The organism is Sphingomonas sp. BK069, from assembly GCF_014193405.1.
In the GTDB taxonomy this organism is placed as follows: Bacteria; Pseudomonadota; Alphaproteobacteria; order Sphingomonadales; family Sphingomonadaceae; genus Sphingomonas.
Genome location: NZ_JACHZH010000001.1, coordinates 675,182 through 689,566, shown reverse-complemented (window position 1 = coordinate 689,566; position 14,385 = coordinate 675,182). Strand labels below are relative to the sequence as shown.

The window sequence follows — 14,385 nt, the reverse complement described above, 5'->3', positions numbered from 1 at the left end:
GCGCCGGATCCCTCCCAGCGAACCCGACGCGAGAGGGCCCCCGCCGGATCGCTCCGACGGAGGCCTCGTCTTGGGCGCGCGTTACCGCCTCAGGCGAACAGCTTGGCCCAGGCGCGGGTCGGGCGGTCCTTCCACAGCCCGCGGTGATAGGCGTCCGACGCCAGCAGCGGCATCACCGAGCCGGCCTCAGCGAACACCATCTGCTCGATGCCGGTGTTGACCTTGCCCCAGCTCGCCGCCTCCTGCAGCGTCGAGGACGAGCAGGCGCCGTCGCGCACGTCCGCCACGGTGATCTGCACCGCATACTTGTGCACCGCGACGTCGTCGTGGCCGAGGATCTCGGCGCAGACCACCGTGTCCTGGATAAAGTTCTTCGGCACGCCGCCGCCGATCATCAGCAGGCCGGTGGTGCCCGCCTTGATCTTGATCTCGGTGAGCTCGCGGAAGTCCGCCACCGCGTCGATCATCAGATACGGCTTGCCCGCCTCGGCCGAATCGACCTGGTGCTTGACCAGCCCGAAGCCCGCCGAGCTATCGACGAAGGCCGGGCAGAAGATCGGCACGTCATGCTCATAGGCGAGCTTGACCAGGCTGTTCTCCTTCTTGCCGTGCTCGACGAGATACTTGCCCATCTCGCGGATGAAGGCGCGGCTGGAATAAGCCTTGGGCTCCAGCGACTCGGCGATCTCGAAGATCGTGTGGTCGACGTTCTGGAGCGCCTCCTCGTCGATGTACGTGTCGTAGATGCGGTCGATGTAGAGCGAGCGCAGCGTGTCGTCGTCGGGGATCTCGAGCGCCTGGTAGTGCTTGTGGCCGAGGCCCTCGAAGAAGTCCATGTCGACGATGGTCGCGCCGGTGGCGACGATCACGTCGACCATGTTGTTGCGCACCAGCTCGGCGTACAGGTCCATGCAGCCGCCGGCCGAGGTCGAGCCCGCGATCACCAGACACACCGTGCAGTCCTTGTCGGCCAGCATCTGGTTGTAGATCTTGGTGGCGCGGCCGAGGTCGCGGCTGGTGAAGCTCATGTCGCTCATCGCGTCGACGATCGGGCGCGCGTCGAAGCTCTTGATGTCCACGTGCTTGACCTGCTTGGACAGCAGCTCCGCCTTGCGCGTGTCGTTGATCTTCGCCTGGTCGTGCGAGGGGGCGAGGGTATCGGTCATGGGGTGCTCCCATTGGGGTACACGTCGTTCACGGGGACGCGGAAACCCATCTGACGGCGGCACGCCACCGCGCGCCGCCGCCAATTTCTTGAGGTCGTAAGGTTACAGCTTGACGACGTTGCTCGCGACCGCAGGTTCGACCACGGTGTAGAGCGATTCCATCGGCTCGTCGGTCGCGATCACCGTCTCGTCCGAGCCGAAGCCGTTGAACGCGGTGCGCATCGCCGCGCCATAGGCGCCCAGCATGCCGATCTCGACATAATCGCCGACCGTAATGTCCGCCGGCAGCGGAAAGGGGCCGGGCATATGGTCGAGGTCGTCGCAGGTCGGGCCCCAGAAGCTGAACGGATGGTCGCGGACGGTCGACTCCGGCTCACGCAGCAGCGCCACCGGGTAGCGCCAGCCGATGTGCGCCGCGTCGAACAGCGCGCCATAGGCGCCGTCGTTGATGTACAGCTCCTCGCCGCGGCGTCGCTCGACGCGCACCACCACCGAGCTGTACTCGGCGCAAAGCGCGCGACCCGGCTCGGCCCAAAGCTCGGCCGAATAGCTGATCGGCAAGCTCTCGAACGCGCGGTGGATCGTCTCGAAATAGCGCTCGAGCGGCGGCGGGGTCATGCCCGGATAGGCCGAGGGGAAACCGCCGCCGACGTCGATGACGTCGACCGTCACCGCCGCGCCGACGATCGCCTGACGCACGCGCTCCATCGCGTTGCTGTACGCCTCGGGCGTCATCGCCTGCGAGCCGACGTGGAAGCAGATGCCGAGCGCGTCCGCCACCTGGCGGGTCGCCAGCAGCAGCTCGCGCGCTTCGTCCGGCGCGACGCCGAACTTCGACGCGAGGCTGAGCTTCGAATGCTCCGACGACACGCGCAGCCGCACGCAGAGCGTGAGGTCCGCTGCGCCACGGGTGGCGCGCACGATCTTCGCCAGCTCTTCCATGCTGTCGAGCGAGAAGGTGCGGACGCCGTGCGTGAAGTACGCCTCTGCGATGGCCTCCTCGGCTTTTACCGGGTGCATGAAGCACAACGTCGCCTGCGGCAGCGTGCGGGCGACCAGACGCACCTCGGCGATCGAGGCGACGTCGTACGTCGTCACGCCGTTGTCATACAGCGTCCGTAGCAGCTCGGGGCTCGGGTTCGCCTTGACCGCATACATGGTCCGGCCCGGAAACTTCTCCGTGAAGAAGCGGGCGGCCCGTGCCGCGGCGTGCGGACGAACGATCGTCACCGGCTGAACCGGCTGACGGGCGGCAATGTCGATGGCCCCGGCGACGGAATCGGCGGGAACGGTCGAGAGGGGCGCTAGCCCCAGCGCGCGATGATGCTGGTGCAATTCAAGGGACCTCCAATTGCCTTGCGGCATACGGTGACAAAAAGCTGCCTTGCGGTTGGAAGTCCCATGGGGCAGCGGAGGCGCGAATTAGGATCGCTGGACCGCCTTGTAAAGTGGTTCGGTGGAGGAAAGGTTCAGATGTGACTGTTCTGCGACAACCGACGCGGGCGGGGGTGCGCGACGCTGCCGCCAAGGTCGCTGCCATCCTCCCGCCGACACCGATATTTGTGAGTGAAATCAACGGCGTAGATGTGGTTCTCAAAGCCGAGTCGCTGCAGCCGATCGGCGCCTTCAAGGTGCGCGGCGCGTGGCATCGACTGACCGCCCTGGACGACGAAGCGAGACGTAGAGGCGTCGTGGCGTTCTCCTCGGGCAATCACGCGCAGGGGATCGCCTGGGCGGCGCGCCGGCTCGGCATCGCCGCGACGATCGTGATGCCCGCCGACGCGCCGCGGGCGAAGCGCGAGTCGACGCTCGCGCTCGGCGCCGAGGTGGTCGATTATGACCGCGCGACGCAGAGCCGCGAGGCGATCGCGGCGCGGCTCGCCGAGGCGCGCGGCGCCACGCTGGTGCCGAGCTTCGACGATCCCTGGGTGATCGAGGGGCAGGGCAGCGCCGGCGTCGAGGCGGCGCGGCAGGTGGATGCGCTCGGACTCGGCGCGGTGCGGCGCGTGGTGGTGCCGTGCGGCGGGGGCGGGCTCGCAGCGGGGATCGCGCTGGCGCTGCCCGAGGCGGCGATCACCGTGGTCGAGCCAGAGGGCTGGGACGACATGCGCCGCAGCCTCGAGGCGAGCTGGATCGAACCGGTCGGCGCCAACCCGCCGCCGACCGCGTGCGACTCGCTCCAGACCAAGGAAGTCTCGCCGCTGACCTTCGACGTGCTGTCGCGCCGCGACGCGACCGGCGTGGCGGTGAGCGAGCACGCGGTACGCGAGGCGCAGCGTTGGGCGGCGGCGCAGCTGCGGCTGGTGATCGAGCCCGGCGGGGCGGTGGCGCTGGCGGCGCTGCTCACGGGACAGGTCGCGGCCGAGCCGGGGACGCTGGCGATCCTCTCGGGCGGCAACGTCGACCTCGACGCCTATGCCGCGGTGCTCGCCGGCGAGCCGGTCGCGGTCGCGGCGGCGCACGGGTCGGTGGAGCCGGTATGACGCCCGCGTTCGGCAGCATCGCCGCGGCGGCGCCGGCCTTGGCGATGCTGGGCGCGCTCGCCTGCCTGATCGGCGGGGGCTACCTGATCGCGACGCGGCGCGACCGCACCAAGGGCGTGCTGATGCTCGTGATGGCCGCGGTGCTGGTCGGCAACGTGCTGATCTGGGTGGCGTGAGCGCGACGTCGCGGCGCCAATGTTGCGAATGTTGAGTCGCTGCGCGTTGGAGCGCGGGGCGTATGTTGTGTCGGCGCGGCTGTGAGATGAGGGCGAGGCGCATCCGCGACGCGTACCGCGGCGGCGGTGACGTAGGACAGCGCTTGACCCTAGCAGAAATCCTCCCCGGCACGGGGAGGAGGACCGCCGGCCGCAGGCCGGTGGTGGAGGGGGGGCTTCCACAGGCGCTATGCTGCGCGGCGAGCCCCCTCCACCACGCCCTGCGGGCGCGGTCCCCCTCCTCGCGAGCGGGGAGGAGTTCGCCCTCACTTGATCGGCGAGTTCGGGTCCAGCCGCATGTCGAGGTAAGTGTCGACCGAACGCATCAGGTCGTCCATCTCATGCTCGAAGAAGTGGTTGGCGCGCGGGATCACGTCGTGGTGGATCGTGATGTGCTTTTGCGTGCGCAGCTTGTCGACCAGCTTCTGCGAGGCGAGCGGGGTCACCACCTCGTCCTCGGCGCCCTGGATGATGATCCCCGACGAGGGGCAGGGCGCCAGGAAGCTGAAGTCGAACATGTTCGCGGGCGGCGCGATCGAGATGAAGCCGCGGATCTCGGGCCGGCGCATCAGCAGCTGCATGCCGATCCAGGCGCCGAAGCCGAAGCCCGCTACCCAGGTGGTCTGCGCCTCGGCGTGGAAGCTCTGCACCCAGTCGAGTGCCGCGGCCGCGTCGGAGAGCTCGCCCACGCCATTGTCGAACACACCCTGGCTCTTGCCGACACCGCGGAAGTTGAAGCGCAGCGTGGCGAAGCCGCGGCGCTGGAAGGTCTTGTAGAGCTCCTGCACGATACGATTGTTCATCGTGCCGCCCGCGTTGGGGTGCGGGTGGAGGATCATCGCGACGGGCGCGCGCGGGCGCGGCGCTGGGGCGAAGCGGCCCTCGATGCGGCCTTCGGGTCCGGGGAAGATGACTTCGGGCATGGTCACTCGTCTGGAGGCGGGGCGTTGGGCCCGGCGAGAAGCGCGCTATATAGGCCACGCGCCCGATAATGGAACGATTGGTTGACCGAACCCCGATCCCTCGACGACACGACCCTGCCTGACGCTCCTCCCGCGGATGCGCCGGTCTACCTCGATCACGCCGCGACCGCGCCGCTCACCGCCGGCGCGCGTACGGCCATGGTCGAGGGAATGACGCATTGGGCCAACCCGTCCTCGCCGCACGCCGCCGGACGCGCCGCGCGCGCCGCGCTGGAGCGTGCGCGCGGGCAGGTGGCGGCGGCCTATGGCTGGCGGCACGAGGCGCTGTTCACCAGCGGCGCCAGCGAGTCGCTCGCGATCGCGCTCGGCCGCGCGGTGGCAGGGCGGCGCGTGGTCAGCGCGGTGGAGCATGACGCGGCGCTGCGCGCCGCGGGGGCGGCCGAGGTGCTGCCGGTCGACCCGCTCGGACGCCTCGACCCGGCATGGATCGGCGACGTAGCGGGCGCGGTGGTGGCGGTGCAATGGTGCAACAGCGAGACCGGGGTACGCCAGCCGATCGCCGCGATCGCCCAAGCGGTGCACGCACGCGGCGGCATCCTGCTCGTCGACGCGGCGCAGATGCCCGCCTCGGACGAGCTCGCCGGGCACGCCGACCTGATCGCGCTGTCGGCGCACAAGCGCGGCGGTCCGCCGGGCATCGGTGCGCTGCTGGTGCGCGACCTGGCCGTGCTCCACCCCAGCGGCGGGCAGGAGCGCGGCTATCGCCCCGGGACCGAGAATCTGCCCGGCGCGCTCGGCTATGCCGCCGCGCTCGCCGAGCCCGAGCCCGACCACGAAGCGCTGCGCGCACGGCTCGACGACCTGATCCGGCGCTCGGGCGGCGAGGTGGTCGGCGAGGGCGCCGAGCGCCACGCGGCGATCGGCTCCTATCGCATGCCCGGCGTCGCCGCGGCGGCGCAGCTGATCCGCTTCGACCTCGACCGCATCGCGGTGTCGGCGGGCAGCGCCTGCGCCAGCGGCAGCCTCAAGCCCAGCCACGTGCTGCGCGCGATGGGCTGGAGCGAGGACGCCGCGCGCGAGGTGGTGCGCGTGAGCTTCGGCCGGACTACCACCGCGGCGGAGGTGGAGCGTTTCGCCGCCGCCTGGCGCGCGGTGGCGCGGACGCGGCGGTTCGCGGCGTGACCTATCTCGACTATCAGGCAACCACGCCGCTCGCGCCGGAGGCGCTGGAGGCGATGCTGCCGTGGCTGCGCGACCAGCATGCCAACCCGCACTCGCCGCACCGCCCCGGCCGCGCCGCGCGCGCGGCGGTGGAGCTCGCGCGCGACCGGGTCGCGGCGCTGCTGCCGCCCGGCGGCCGGGTCGCCTTCACGAGCGGCGCGACCGAGGCGCTCAACTGGGCGATCAAGGGCGCGCCGCCGAGGCGGGTGGTGACGATCGCGACCGAGCATGCCGCGGTGCTCGACAGCGTCGCGGCGCGTGGCGACGCGATCGTGCTGCCGGTCGGCACCGACGGGCTGGTCGATCTCGCCGCGGCCGAGCGCGCGATTGTGCCCGGGGTGGCGCTGGTCGCGGCGATGCTGGTCAACAACGAGGTCGGTGTGATCCAGCCGCTCGACGCGCTGGCGGCGATGGCCAAGCGCGCGGGCGCGCTGCTGCTGTGCGACGCGGTGCAGGGGTTCGGCCGCGTGGCGATCCCCGCCGGCGCCGACCTCGTCGCGGTATCGGCGCACAAGGTGTACGGACCCAAGGGCATCGGCGCGCTGTGGATCCGCGACGGCGTGACGCTCGCGCCGCTGCTTCACGGCGGCGATCAGGAGAGCGGTCGCTCGGGCACGCTCTCGCCCGCGCTGTGCGCCGGTTTTGGCGCGGCGGCGCTGCTGCTTGCCGAGCGGCGCGAGGTCGATGCCGGCCACATCGAGCGGCTGTGGCAAGTAGCGCGCGAGCGATTGCCCGGCTGGACGATCAACGGCGCGACCGAAGCGCGCTACCGCGGCAACCTCAGCGTGCGACGCGGCGCGGTCGACGTGGCGCGGCTGATGAGCGACGTGCGCGACGTCGCCTTCTCGGCCGGGTCGGCCTGTGCCAGCGGCTCGGGGCGGAGCAGCCACGTGCTGCGCGCGCTCGGGCTGAGCGAGGCCGAGGCGCGCAGCACGATCCGGCTCGGCTTCGGCCGCTACACGCGCGAGGACGAGCTCGCGGCGGCGCTTGACCGGCTCGACGCCGCCGCCCGCGCGCAGCGGATCGCGGCGTGAGGGTGCGCTTCACCGATGGCGGCGCGGTGCGCGAGGTGGAGGCGGTGCCGGGCGAGCGGCTGCTCGACGTGGCGCGGCGCGACGGTCAGCCGCTGGAGGGGACCTGCAACGGCGAGCTGGCGTGTGCGACCTGCCACGTCATCGTCGCCGCGGAGGACTTCGATCGACTGCCGCCGGCGAGCGAGGAGGAGGAGGACTTGCTCGACCTCGCCCCCGACGCGCGGCGCACCAGCCGGCTCGCCTGCCAGATCGTGCTGACCCCCGCGCTGGATAAGCTTTCGGTTCGATTACCAACAAGTTCAGCATAAGTGCAGCGCGACTCCGCGATGGTCCTCGCACAGGGACATGTGAGGAGTGTTGCACATGAGATGGATGATGATGGGCCTCGCCGGCGTACTCGCGGCGACCTCGCTGGCACCGGCGGCGGAGGCGCAGCGCTGGCGCGACGATCGCGGCTGGCACGACAACGGCCGCCATCGCGGCTGGGACCGCGGCGACCACCGCCGCTGGGATCGCGAGCGCCGCTGGCGCGACGACCGCCACTGGCGCGGCGACGGCCGACGCTATGGTTGGAACGGCTATGGCCGTGATCGCGGGTGGGATCGGGGCCGTACCGTCTGCCGCTGGCAGGACGGCCGCTACGGCCCGGTAAAGCGGTGTTTCCGCGTCCGCGGCTGACGCGGGCTTGATCGCGCCGCCCGGCTTCGCCATATGGCGCGCGGGAGTCGGGCGGACGTGGTCGTCGCCAACCTGGTCAGGTCCTGACGGAAGCAGCCACAACGATTTCGCCGCGGGTCGTTCCGGCTCCCACCTTTGCCAGCATCGCGACCGGCCACTCCGCTCGTCATCTTACCGGGTCGACACATCGCTGCGGCGTTGCAACAAAGCGCGGCGTCGCCTGTTTCGCTACGCATGCGAAACTTCTCCCGACGCGACCTGATCAGCACGGCCGGCGGCGCTTCGCTGGTCTCCAGCCTCACCTGGGCCGTGCCCGGCCTCAGTCAAAGCGGGGGTGGCGAGACACCCTTCTCCTGGGCCATCCTGCAGCAGCGTGCCGCCGCGCTGGCCAAGCGCCGCTACCAGCCGCCGCGCGAGAGCGCCGCTGCCAAGGCGCTCGACTTCGACGACGTTGGCACCATCCGGTTCAAGCCCGATCGCACCGTCGCGGGCGGCATCCGGCTGTTCCCGCTCGGCAACGGCGCGGTTACGCCGGTCGCGGTCAACCTGGTCGAGAACGGTCGTGCACGCCCGATTGTCTTCTCGCCCGAGCTGTTCGAGGGCGGCAAGGTCTCGCCACCGCCGGGCTTCGCGGGTTTTCGCGCGATGGAGACGGGACGCGAGAGCGACTGGCTCGCCTTCCTCGGTGCGTCCTATTTCCGCAGCGCCGGGTCGCAGGACCAATATGGCCTGTCGGCGCGCGGCATCGCGGTCGACACCGGGCTCGCGCATGAGCAATTCCCCAATTTCACCGAGTTCTGGATCGAGCGCGCGGGCGACCAGAGCTATACCATCTACGCGCTGATGGACGGCGAGAGCCTCACCGGCGCCTACCGCTTCGTCAGCCGCCACCCCAAGGCGGTGGTGCAGGATGTGTCATCGGTGCTGTTCCTGCGCCGCGCGGTCGAGCGGCTCGGCGTCGCGCCAGTGACGAGCATGTTCTGGTACGACGACCGCACGCGCCGCGGCGCGACCGACTGGCGACCCGAGATCCATGACTCGGACGGTCTCGCGCTGATCAGCCGCGAGGGCGAGCGCGTGTGGCGGCCGCTGCGCAACCCGCCGCAGCCCGCCACGGACAGCTTCGCCGCGGACGACGTGCGCGGCTTCGGCCTGCTCCAGCGCGACCGCAACTTCGACCATTATCAGGACGACGGCGCCTTCTACGACAAGCGGCCCAACCTGTGGGTCGAGCCGCGCGGGTCGTGGGGGCAGGGGCGCGTGATGCTCTACGCCTTCCCGACCGACAGCGAGACGGTCGACAATGTCGTTGCCTTCTGGACTCCAACGGCGCCGGTGCGTGCGGGCCAGCGGCTCCAGTTCGACTATCGCCTGACCTGGACCTCGGACGATCCGAGCCTCGACCGCGCCGCGCACGCGACCGACATGTGGGTCGGCGCCGCCGGCCGGCCAGGGCTGCCGGCGCTGGCGGGGGCGAGCAAGCTGGTGGTCGACTTCGTCGGTGACTCACTCGCCGGCCTCGATCGCGACAGCAAGGTCACCGCCGAGATCGGCGTCACCCGCGGTACGCTGCTGCACAGCGCGGCCTACCCCGTCGTCGGGCAGCGCAACCGCTGGCGTGTCACCGCCGACATTCGCCCCGCGGCGGCGGGCGGCACCACCGGCCCGGTCGACGTGCGGCTGTACCTCAAGCGCGGCGAGGCGGCGCTGAGCGAGACCTTGCTCGTGCCGATCTACCCGGCGTGAGCGCGCTGCCGCCGCGGCTGCCCCCCGAGGCGCCGCTCGCGATGCCCGAGCAGCGTTTCGACGGTCCGCAACCGCTGCCGTCGGCCCCTCCGCCGATCGTCGGCGCGATCGGCTCGCCGACCGACGTGCTCGCGCGCCGCGCCATCCTGGTGCTGCTGACGCTGGTGCTGGCGCTGTTCGCCTCTACCTCGCTCAAGGAATCGGTGCTGAGTGACGGCATCGGCGTGACCGACGCGATGTTGCTCGCGATCTTCTTCCCGCTCTTCGCGCTGCTCGCCTTCGGTTTCATCAACGCCACCGTCGGCTATGTCGTGCTGACGACCGGTCTGCACCCCGGCTTCCGCCCGGTACCGCGCTGGTCCGAGCCCTTGCAGGGGCGCACCGCGGTGCTGATGCCGGTGCACAACGAGGACGTCGCCGACGTGTTCGGTCGGCTCGCGCATATGGCGGACGCGCTCGAGCGCGCCGGTGCGGCGGGGTCGTTCGACTTCTTCGTGCTGAGCGACTCGGCCGCCGACAATGAGGCGGAGGAACTCGCTGCCTGGGAAATCCTGTCGCGCCGGAGCGCCTGCGCGATCTATTATCGTCGGCGCACCGAGAATGTCGGGCGCAAGCCGGGCAATATCGCCGAGTGGCTGCGCCGCTTCGGCGCGAGCTACGACTATATGCTGATGCTCGACGCCGACAGTCTGATGGGCGGCGAGACGATCCTCGGTATGGCGCAGATCATGGACCGGCGCCCCGCCGTCGGTCTGCTCCAGACCGTGCCGCAGGTCACCGGCGCCCGGACGCTGTTTCAGCGCTGGATGCAGTTCGCCAGCCGCATCTACGGCCCGATCGCGACCGCGGGGCTGGTCTGGTGGTCTGGTCCAGAGGCGACCTTCTGGGGCCATAACGCGCTGATCCGCGTCCGCGCCTTCGCCGAGAGCTGCGGCCTGCCCGTGCTGCCTGGCAAGCCACCTTTCGGCGGCACGATCATGAGCCACGACGTCGTCGAGGCGGCGCTGCTGCGGCGGCGCGGCTGGCGCGTCCACATGGTGATGACGGAGGATACGTTCGAGGAATATCCGCCGACGATGATCGATGCCGCGGTGCGCGACCGCCGATGGGCGCAGGGCAACCTCCAGCATCTCGCGCTGCTGCATGCCTCGGGCTTCCACTGGATCAACCGTCTCCAGCTGCTGCTCGGCGCGGCGGGCTATCTCGCCTCGCCGCTGTGGCTGCTGCTGATCACGGTGAGCGTGGTGCAGGCGGTGCGGGGTGAGCGAGGGCTAATGTCGGGTGATTCGACCGGCACCGTGCTGTTCGTCACGCTGGCGCTGCTGTTCGGCCCCAAGCTGCTCGGCGTGCTCAACGCCATCGCCGACGTGCGGCTGCGGCGGTCGATGGGCGGGACGGGCGCGATCCTGCGCTCGGTCGCGCTCGACGTGCCGCTCTCCACGCTCGCCGCTCCCGCAATCGCGCTGACTCAGACGATCGACCTGATCGGCATCACGCGTCAGCGCCGTGCCGAGTGGCAGCCGCAGAATCGCCGCGGCGACTCGCTCGTCATGGCGGCCATCCTACCGCGCTACCGCTGGCATATCGGGCTGGGAGTGCTGCTGCTCGCGCTGACGCCGCTGATGCCGCTCACCGCGTTGTGGCTCGCGCCGGTCACGCTCGGGCTGCTGCTGTCACCGCTGATCGTGCAGTGGACCGCGAGCGAGCGTTGGGGTCGGCGCGCCGCGGCGGGTCGGCTGTTCCTGACCGACGTTGGCGTGCCCGAGCCGCAGCCGCTGCCGATCCTCGATGGAGCGGCCGGTCGCGGCACCTGAGCCTGCCACGAAAAAGGGGAGCGCCCGACTGGGCACTCCCCTTCCTCGTCAAGCGATCGGTCAGCTCAGTTGCTGTCCGAGTCGTCACCGTCGTCGGCGATGATGATGATGCCGGCGACGACCGCCGCAGCGGCCACGGCCGCCACGATCAACCCGCCGCCCGCGAGCGCCTTGCTGTCCTTCGAGGTCGCCGCGCCGGCGCGAGCCGACTTGGCGACCGACAGGCTCGCTGCCGGGTTCGCCGGCGCCGCGACCGCCGGAGCGACCGCGAGCGAGGCGGCAGCGACCGCGACCAGATACTTACCGAACTTCATTACTTATCTCCCCGGAAGGAGCGGCTGGTTTTCCATGTCGCCGCTCAGAAGGCAATTCTGAACTGACCCAAAACGCGACCGGTTGATGACGACGAGCGGCCACGTGGCGCGAACGCCGGCGATCGACCCCGCTCACTCCTTCGCGGTGCCGGGTTCCGCCATGTTGCGGTGCATATGCGCGGTTACCTCGGCGGGCAGGACGTGTGCCGCCGCGGCCTGGAGCTTGTTCTTCCAGCCCGACACGATCGAGTGCTTGCCCGCCATCAGCGCGTCCCAGCCGTCGCGCGCCACCTTGGCCGGATCGGACTTGCTGTCCGAGGTGCCGACGTCGGTGTCCATCATGTCGGCGCGATCGAAGAACTCGGTATCGACCGGACCCGGCATCAGCGTGGTGAGCGTGACGCCCGCGTGGTCCTTGAGCTCGTCGCGCAGCGCGTCGGTGAAATGGTCGACGAACGCCTTGGTGCCGTTGTAGACCGCCTGGAAGCTGCCCGGGATGAAGCCGGCGATCGAGCCGGTCACCAGCACCTTGCCGTCGCCGCGCACGACCATCTGCTGCAACACCTTCTGGAGCAGATAGGTGGTGCCGGTGATGTTGGTGTCGACGACACGCTTCCAGTCAGCCACGTCCTGGTCGAGGAAGGCGCGGCCGAGCCCGACCCCCGCGTTGGCGCAGAGCAGGTCGATCGGCCGGCCGCCAGCGGCGGCGAGCAACTGGTCGACGCCGTCGATCGTAGCGAGGTCGGCCTCGACCGAGCTCACCTGCGTGCCGAACTGCTCGAAGTCCGCCGCGGCGGCGTCGATCAGCGGCTCGTCGGCGACGACGAGGATGTCGTAGCCGCCCTGCGCCGCGAGCGTCGCCAGCTCGAAGCCGATACCGGTCGAAGCGCCGGTAATGATCGCGAATTTATCCGCCATGTCTGTCTCTCCTCAGTCCAGACCGGGCTTGAGCACGATCTTGGTGACCTCGTTCTGCTGGTCGTGGAACATCTTGTAACCCTTGGGCCCTTCGCTCAGCGGCATCCGGTGCGAAATCAGGAACTCGGTGTCGATCTTGCCCTCCAGGATCGCCTGGAGCAGCGCGGGCATGTAATGCTGGACGTGGGTCTGCCCGGTCTTGAGCGTCAGCCCCTTCTCCATGAAGGCGCCGAGCGGCCATTTGTCGACGAACCCGCCGTACACCGCCGGCATCGAAACGCGACCGCCCTTGCGGCAGGCGATGATCGCCTGGCGGTTGGCATGCGCGCGGTCGGTGCCAAGGAAGGTGGACGCCTTGATCTGGTCGAGCACGTTGTCGACGAAGAATCCGTGCGCCTCGAGCCCGACCGAGTCGATCACCGCGTCGGGCCCGATCCCGCCGGTCATCACCATCAGCGCCTCGTAGACCGCGCTCTCCTCGAAGTTGATCGTCTCCGCGCCGAAGCGCTTGGCGAGCGCGAGCCGGTTGGGGAAATGATCGATCGCGATCACGCGCTCCGCGCCCATCAGGAAGGCCGACTGCACCGCGAACAGCCCGACCGGGCCGCAACCCCAGACCGCCACCGTGTCGCCCGGCTCGATGTCGGCATTCTCCGCCGCCATCCAGCCGGTGGGCAGGATGTCCGAGAGGAACAGCACCTTGTCGTCCTCGACGCCGTCGGGGATGACGATCGGGCCGACGTCGCTGAACGGCACGCGGACATATTCCGCCTGGCCGCCGGCATAGCCCCCGGTCATGTGGCTGTAGCCGAACAGTCCTGCCATCGGCTGGCCGTACAGCTCCTGCGCGATATCCTGGTTGTCCGCGGGCAGGCCGTTGTCGCAGGCCGAATATTGGTGCTTGGAGCAATGATAGCAGCTGCCGCACGAGATGGTGAACGGCACCACCACACGCTGCCCCTTCTTCAGCGTCGACTTGGGGCCGACCTCAACCACCTCGCCCATGAACTCGTGGCCGAGCACGTCGCCCGACTGCATCGTCGGGATATAGCCGTCGTAGAGGTGAAGGTCCGAACCGCAGATCGCGGTGGACGTCACCTTGATGACGCAGTCGCGCGGGTTGACGATGCCGGGATCGTCGACCGTGTCGACGCGGACGTCATGCTTGCCATGCCAGGCGATCGCCTTCACAGCCCCATCTCCTCATATTGCTGGCGGTTCATCGCGGGCGTGGCGATCTCGCCGGTCTCGAGCAGCTGCTTGAGCCGCCGCAGGTCGCGGCGTGCCTGGATCGCCGGCTCGCGCTGGAACATCTTGGCGATCACCTTGCCGATCACGCCGCCGGGCGGATCGTAGAGGATCGTCGCGACCAGCACGGTGCCCCGCGGGCCGGCGTCGTGGAACTCGACTTTGCCCGAGTTGGGCACCTCCGCGCCGTCCTCGCTGGTCCAGACGAGGAGCTTGTTCTCCTCCTCGGCGGTGAGGCGCGCGTCCCACTCGACCGTGCCGCCCGCCGGCGCCTTCACGATCCAGTGAGAACGTTGCCGGTCGAGCACGTCGATCCGCTCGACATTCTCCATGAAGCTCGGAAAATTCGCGAAATCGCGGAAATAGGCGAACACCTCCGCGACCGGGCGGTTGATCGTCACCGCGCGCGCGGTGATCTGTGTGCCGCTCGCCTCAGGGATCGAGGCTTTGGCGCGCTCGACGGCGTCGCGCTGTTTGGAGGTGGCAAGGGGTGCGTCGTCGGACTGCTGGTGAAGCAGCTGGTCGGCCATAAAGGGCTCCTTCGTGTCTGCTGCCCCACCAAGCGCGCGCTGTCGAGTTGTGTTCCTCGCTAAAATCAACCACTTGATCTAACTCACTCGGCTCG

At 69.8% G+C, this 14,385-nt stretch carries 15 protein-coding genes and 1 other RNA gene; 9 read left to right on the top strand and 7 right to left on the bottom strand.

Going from position 1 to position 14,385, the window contains the following annotated elements; all coding sequences use genetic code 11:
• Positions 1 to 89 precede the first annotated feature (89 nt).
• Together FHY02_RS03495 and FHY02_RS03490 are read right to left on the bottom strand one after the other, a co-directional pair.
• A complete protein-coding gene (locus FHY02_RS03495) occupies positions 90 to 1,166 on the bottom strand; it encodes a 1,9-bis(guanidino)-5-aza-nonane synthase (protein WP_183920469.1) in 1,077 nt (358 codons plus the stop codon).
• A gap of 102 nt (positions 1,167 to 1,268) precedes the next feature.
• On the bottom strand, positions 1,269 to 2,501 hold the full coding sequence (locus FHY02_RS03490; RefSeq protein ID WP_183920467.1) for a type III PLP-dependent enzyme: 1,233 nt from the start codon (positions 2,499 to 2,501) through the stop codon (positions 1,269 to 1,271).
• Positions 2,502 to 2,674: 173 nt separating this feature from the next.
• Here FHY02_RS03490 and FHY02_RS03485 point away from each other — a divergent pair, with 173 nt between their 5' ends.
• A complete protein-coding gene (locus FHY02_RS03485) occupies positions 2,675 to 3,649 on the top strand; it encodes a threonine/serine dehydratase (RefSeq protein ID WP_311731802.1) in 975 nt (324 codons plus the stop codon).
• Entirely contained in the window at positions 3,646 to 3,825 is a 180-nt protein-coding gene (locus tag FHY02_RS03480; RefSeq protein WP_183920463.1) for a hypothetical protein, read from the top strand. Before FHY02_RS03485 ends, FHY02_RS03480 begins: the two co-directional genes overlap by 4 nt.
• Positions 3,826 to 4,130: 305 nt before the next feature.
• Here FHY02_RS03480 and FHY02_RS03475 read toward each other — a convergent pair whose 3' ends face one another.
• Positions 4,131 to 4,787 carry an alpha/beta hydrolase gene (locus FHY02_RS03475; protein WP_132907843.1) on the bottom strand — a complete coding sequence of 219 codons (657 nt, stop codon included), beginning with the start codon at positions 4,785 to 4,787 and terminating at the stop codon, positions 4,131 to 4,133.
• A gap of 198 nt (positions 4,788 to 4,985) precedes the next feature.
• Between FHY02_RS03475 and FHY02_RS22830 the strand changes: the two genes are divergently transcribed.
• The 7 genes from FHY02_RS22830 to mdoH all read left to right on the top strand — a co-directional run bounded on the left by FHY02_RS22830 (position 4,986) and on the right by mdoH (position 11,280).
• Positions 4,986 to 5,969 (top strand): cysteine desulfurase family protein, encoded by a 984-nt coding sequence (locus FHY02_RS22830; protein WP_409314175.1) that lies wholly within the window; start codon positions 4,986 to 4,988, stop codon positions 5,967 to 5,969.
• On the top strand, positions 5,966 to 7,042 hold the full coding sequence (locus FHY02_RS22825; protein ID WP_183920461.1) for a cysteine desulfurase family protein: 1,077 nt from the start codon (positions 5,966 to 5,968) through the stop codon (positions 7,040 to 7,042). The genes FHY02_RS22830 and FHY02_RS22825 overlap by 4 nt, the downstream gene beginning before the upstream one ends.
• Positions 7,039 to 7,350 (top strand): 2Fe-2S iron-sulfur cluster-binding protein, encoded by a 312-nt coding sequence (locus FHY02_RS03460; protein ID WP_183920459.1) that lies wholly within the window; start codon positions 7,039 to 7,041, stop codon positions 7,348 to 7,350. Before FHY02_RS22825 ends, FHY02_RS03460 begins: the two co-directional genes overlap by 4 nt.
• Positions 7,351 to 7,405: 55 nt before the next feature.
• A complete protein-coding gene (locus FHY02_RS03455; RefSeq protein ID WP_183920457.1) occupies positions 7,406 to 7,720 on the top strand; it encodes a hypothetical protein in 315 nt (104 codons plus the stop codon).
• 39 nt (positions 7,721 to 7,759) lie between these two features.
• Positions 7,760 to 7,857: signal recognition particle sRNA small type (gene ffs / locus FHY02_RS03450), an RNA gene on the top strand.
• A 97-nt stretch (positions 7,858 to 7,954) separates the two neighbouring features.
• On the top strand, positions 7,955 to 9,466 hold the full coding sequence (locus FHY02_RS03445) for a glucan biosynthesis protein (protein ID WP_183920455.1): 1,512 nt from the start codon (positions 7,955 to 7,957) through the stop codon (positions 9,464 to 9,466).
• Positions 9,463 to 11,280 carry a glucans biosynthesis glucosyltransferase MdoH gene (gene mdoH / locus FHY02_RS03440; RefSeq protein ID WP_311731765.1) on the top strand — a complete coding sequence of 606 codons (1,818 nt, stop codon included), beginning with the start codon at positions 9,463 to 9,465 and terminating at the stop codon, positions 11,278 to 11,280. Before FHY02_RS03445 ends, mdoH begins: the two co-directional genes overlap by 4 nt.
• A 65-nt stretch (positions 11,281 to 11,345) precedes the next feature.
• On the opposite strand, the gene FHY02_RS03435 is transcribed toward mdoH, so the two are convergent.
• From FHY02_RS03435 to FHY02_RS03420, 4 genes are all read right to left on the bottom strand, one after another.
• Positions 11,346 to 11,594, bottom strand: coding sequence for a hypothetical protein (locus FHY02_RS03435; RefSeq protein WP_183920453.1), 249 nt, complete (start codon positions 11,592 to 11,594; stop codon positions 11,346 to 11,348).
• A gap of 132 nt (positions 11,595 to 11,726) precedes the next feature.
• Complete coding sequence (locus tag FHY02_RS03430; RefSeq protein ID WP_183920451.1) at positions 11,727 to 12,512, bottom strand: SDR family oxidoreductase; 786 nt, start codon at positions 12,510 to 12,512, stop codon at positions 11,727 to 11,729.
• Positions 12,513 to 12,524: 12 nt separating this feature from the next.
• The gene (locus FHY02_RS03425) at positions 12,525 to 13,703 is read right to left on the bottom strand and encodes a zinc-dependent alcohol dehydrogenase (RefSeq protein ID WP_183920449.1); all 1,179 of its coding nucleotides are present in this window, start codon (positions 13,701 to 13,703) and stop codon (positions 12,525 to 12,527) included.
• Positions 13,700 to 14,290, bottom strand: coding sequence for an SRPBCC family protein (locus FHY02_RS03420; protein ID WP_183920447.1), 591 nt, complete (start codon positions 14,288 to 14,290; stop codon positions 13,700 to 13,702). The genes FHY02_RS03425 and FHY02_RS03420 overlap by 4 nt, the downstream gene beginning before the upstream one ends.
• Positions 14,291 to 14,385: the final 95 nt, after the last annotated feature.

What these genes read in the sequence shown, in the direction of transcription:
- FHY02_RS03480 (WP_183920463.1), top strand. Translation starts at nt 3,646, where the DNA reads ATGACGCCCGCGTTCGGCAGCATCGCCGCGGCGGCGCCGGCCTTGGCG.
- FHY02_RS03430 (WP_183920451.1), bottom strand. Translation starts at nt 12,512, where the DNA reads ATGGCGGATAAATTCGCGATCATTACCGGCGCTTCGACCGGTATCGGC.
- FHY02_RS03495 (WP_183920469.1), bottom strand. Translation starts at nt 1,166, where the DNA reads ATGACCGATACCCTCGCCCCCTCGCACGACCAGGCGAAGATCAACGAC.
- FHY02_RS03420 (WP_183920447.1), bottom strand. Translation starts at nt 14,290, where the DNA reads ATGGCCGACCAGCTGCTTCACCAGCAGTCCGACGACGCACCCCTTGCC.
- FHY02_RS03435 (WP_183920453.1), bottom strand. Translation starts at nt 11,594, where the DNA reads ATGAAGTTCGGTAAGTATCTGGTCGCGGTCGCTGCCGCCTCGCTCGCG.
- FHY02_RS03455 (WP_183920457.1), top strand. Translation starts at nt 7,406, where the DNA reads ATGAGATGGATGATGATGGGCCTCGCCGGCGTACTCGCGGCGACCTCG.
- FHY02_RS22830 (WP_409314175.1), top strand. Translation starts at nt 4,986, where the DNA reads ATGGTCGAGGGAATGACGCATTGGGCCAACCCGTCCTCGCCGCACGCC.
- FHY02_RS03445 (WP_183920455.1), top strand. Translation starts at nt 7,955, where the DNA reads ATGCGAAACTTCTCCCGACGCGACCTGATCAGCACGGCCGGCGGCGCT.
- FHY02_RS03475 (WP_132907843.1), bottom strand. Translation starts at nt 4,787, where the DNA reads ATGCCCGAAGTCATCTTCCCCGGACCCGAAGGCCGCATCGAGGGCCGC.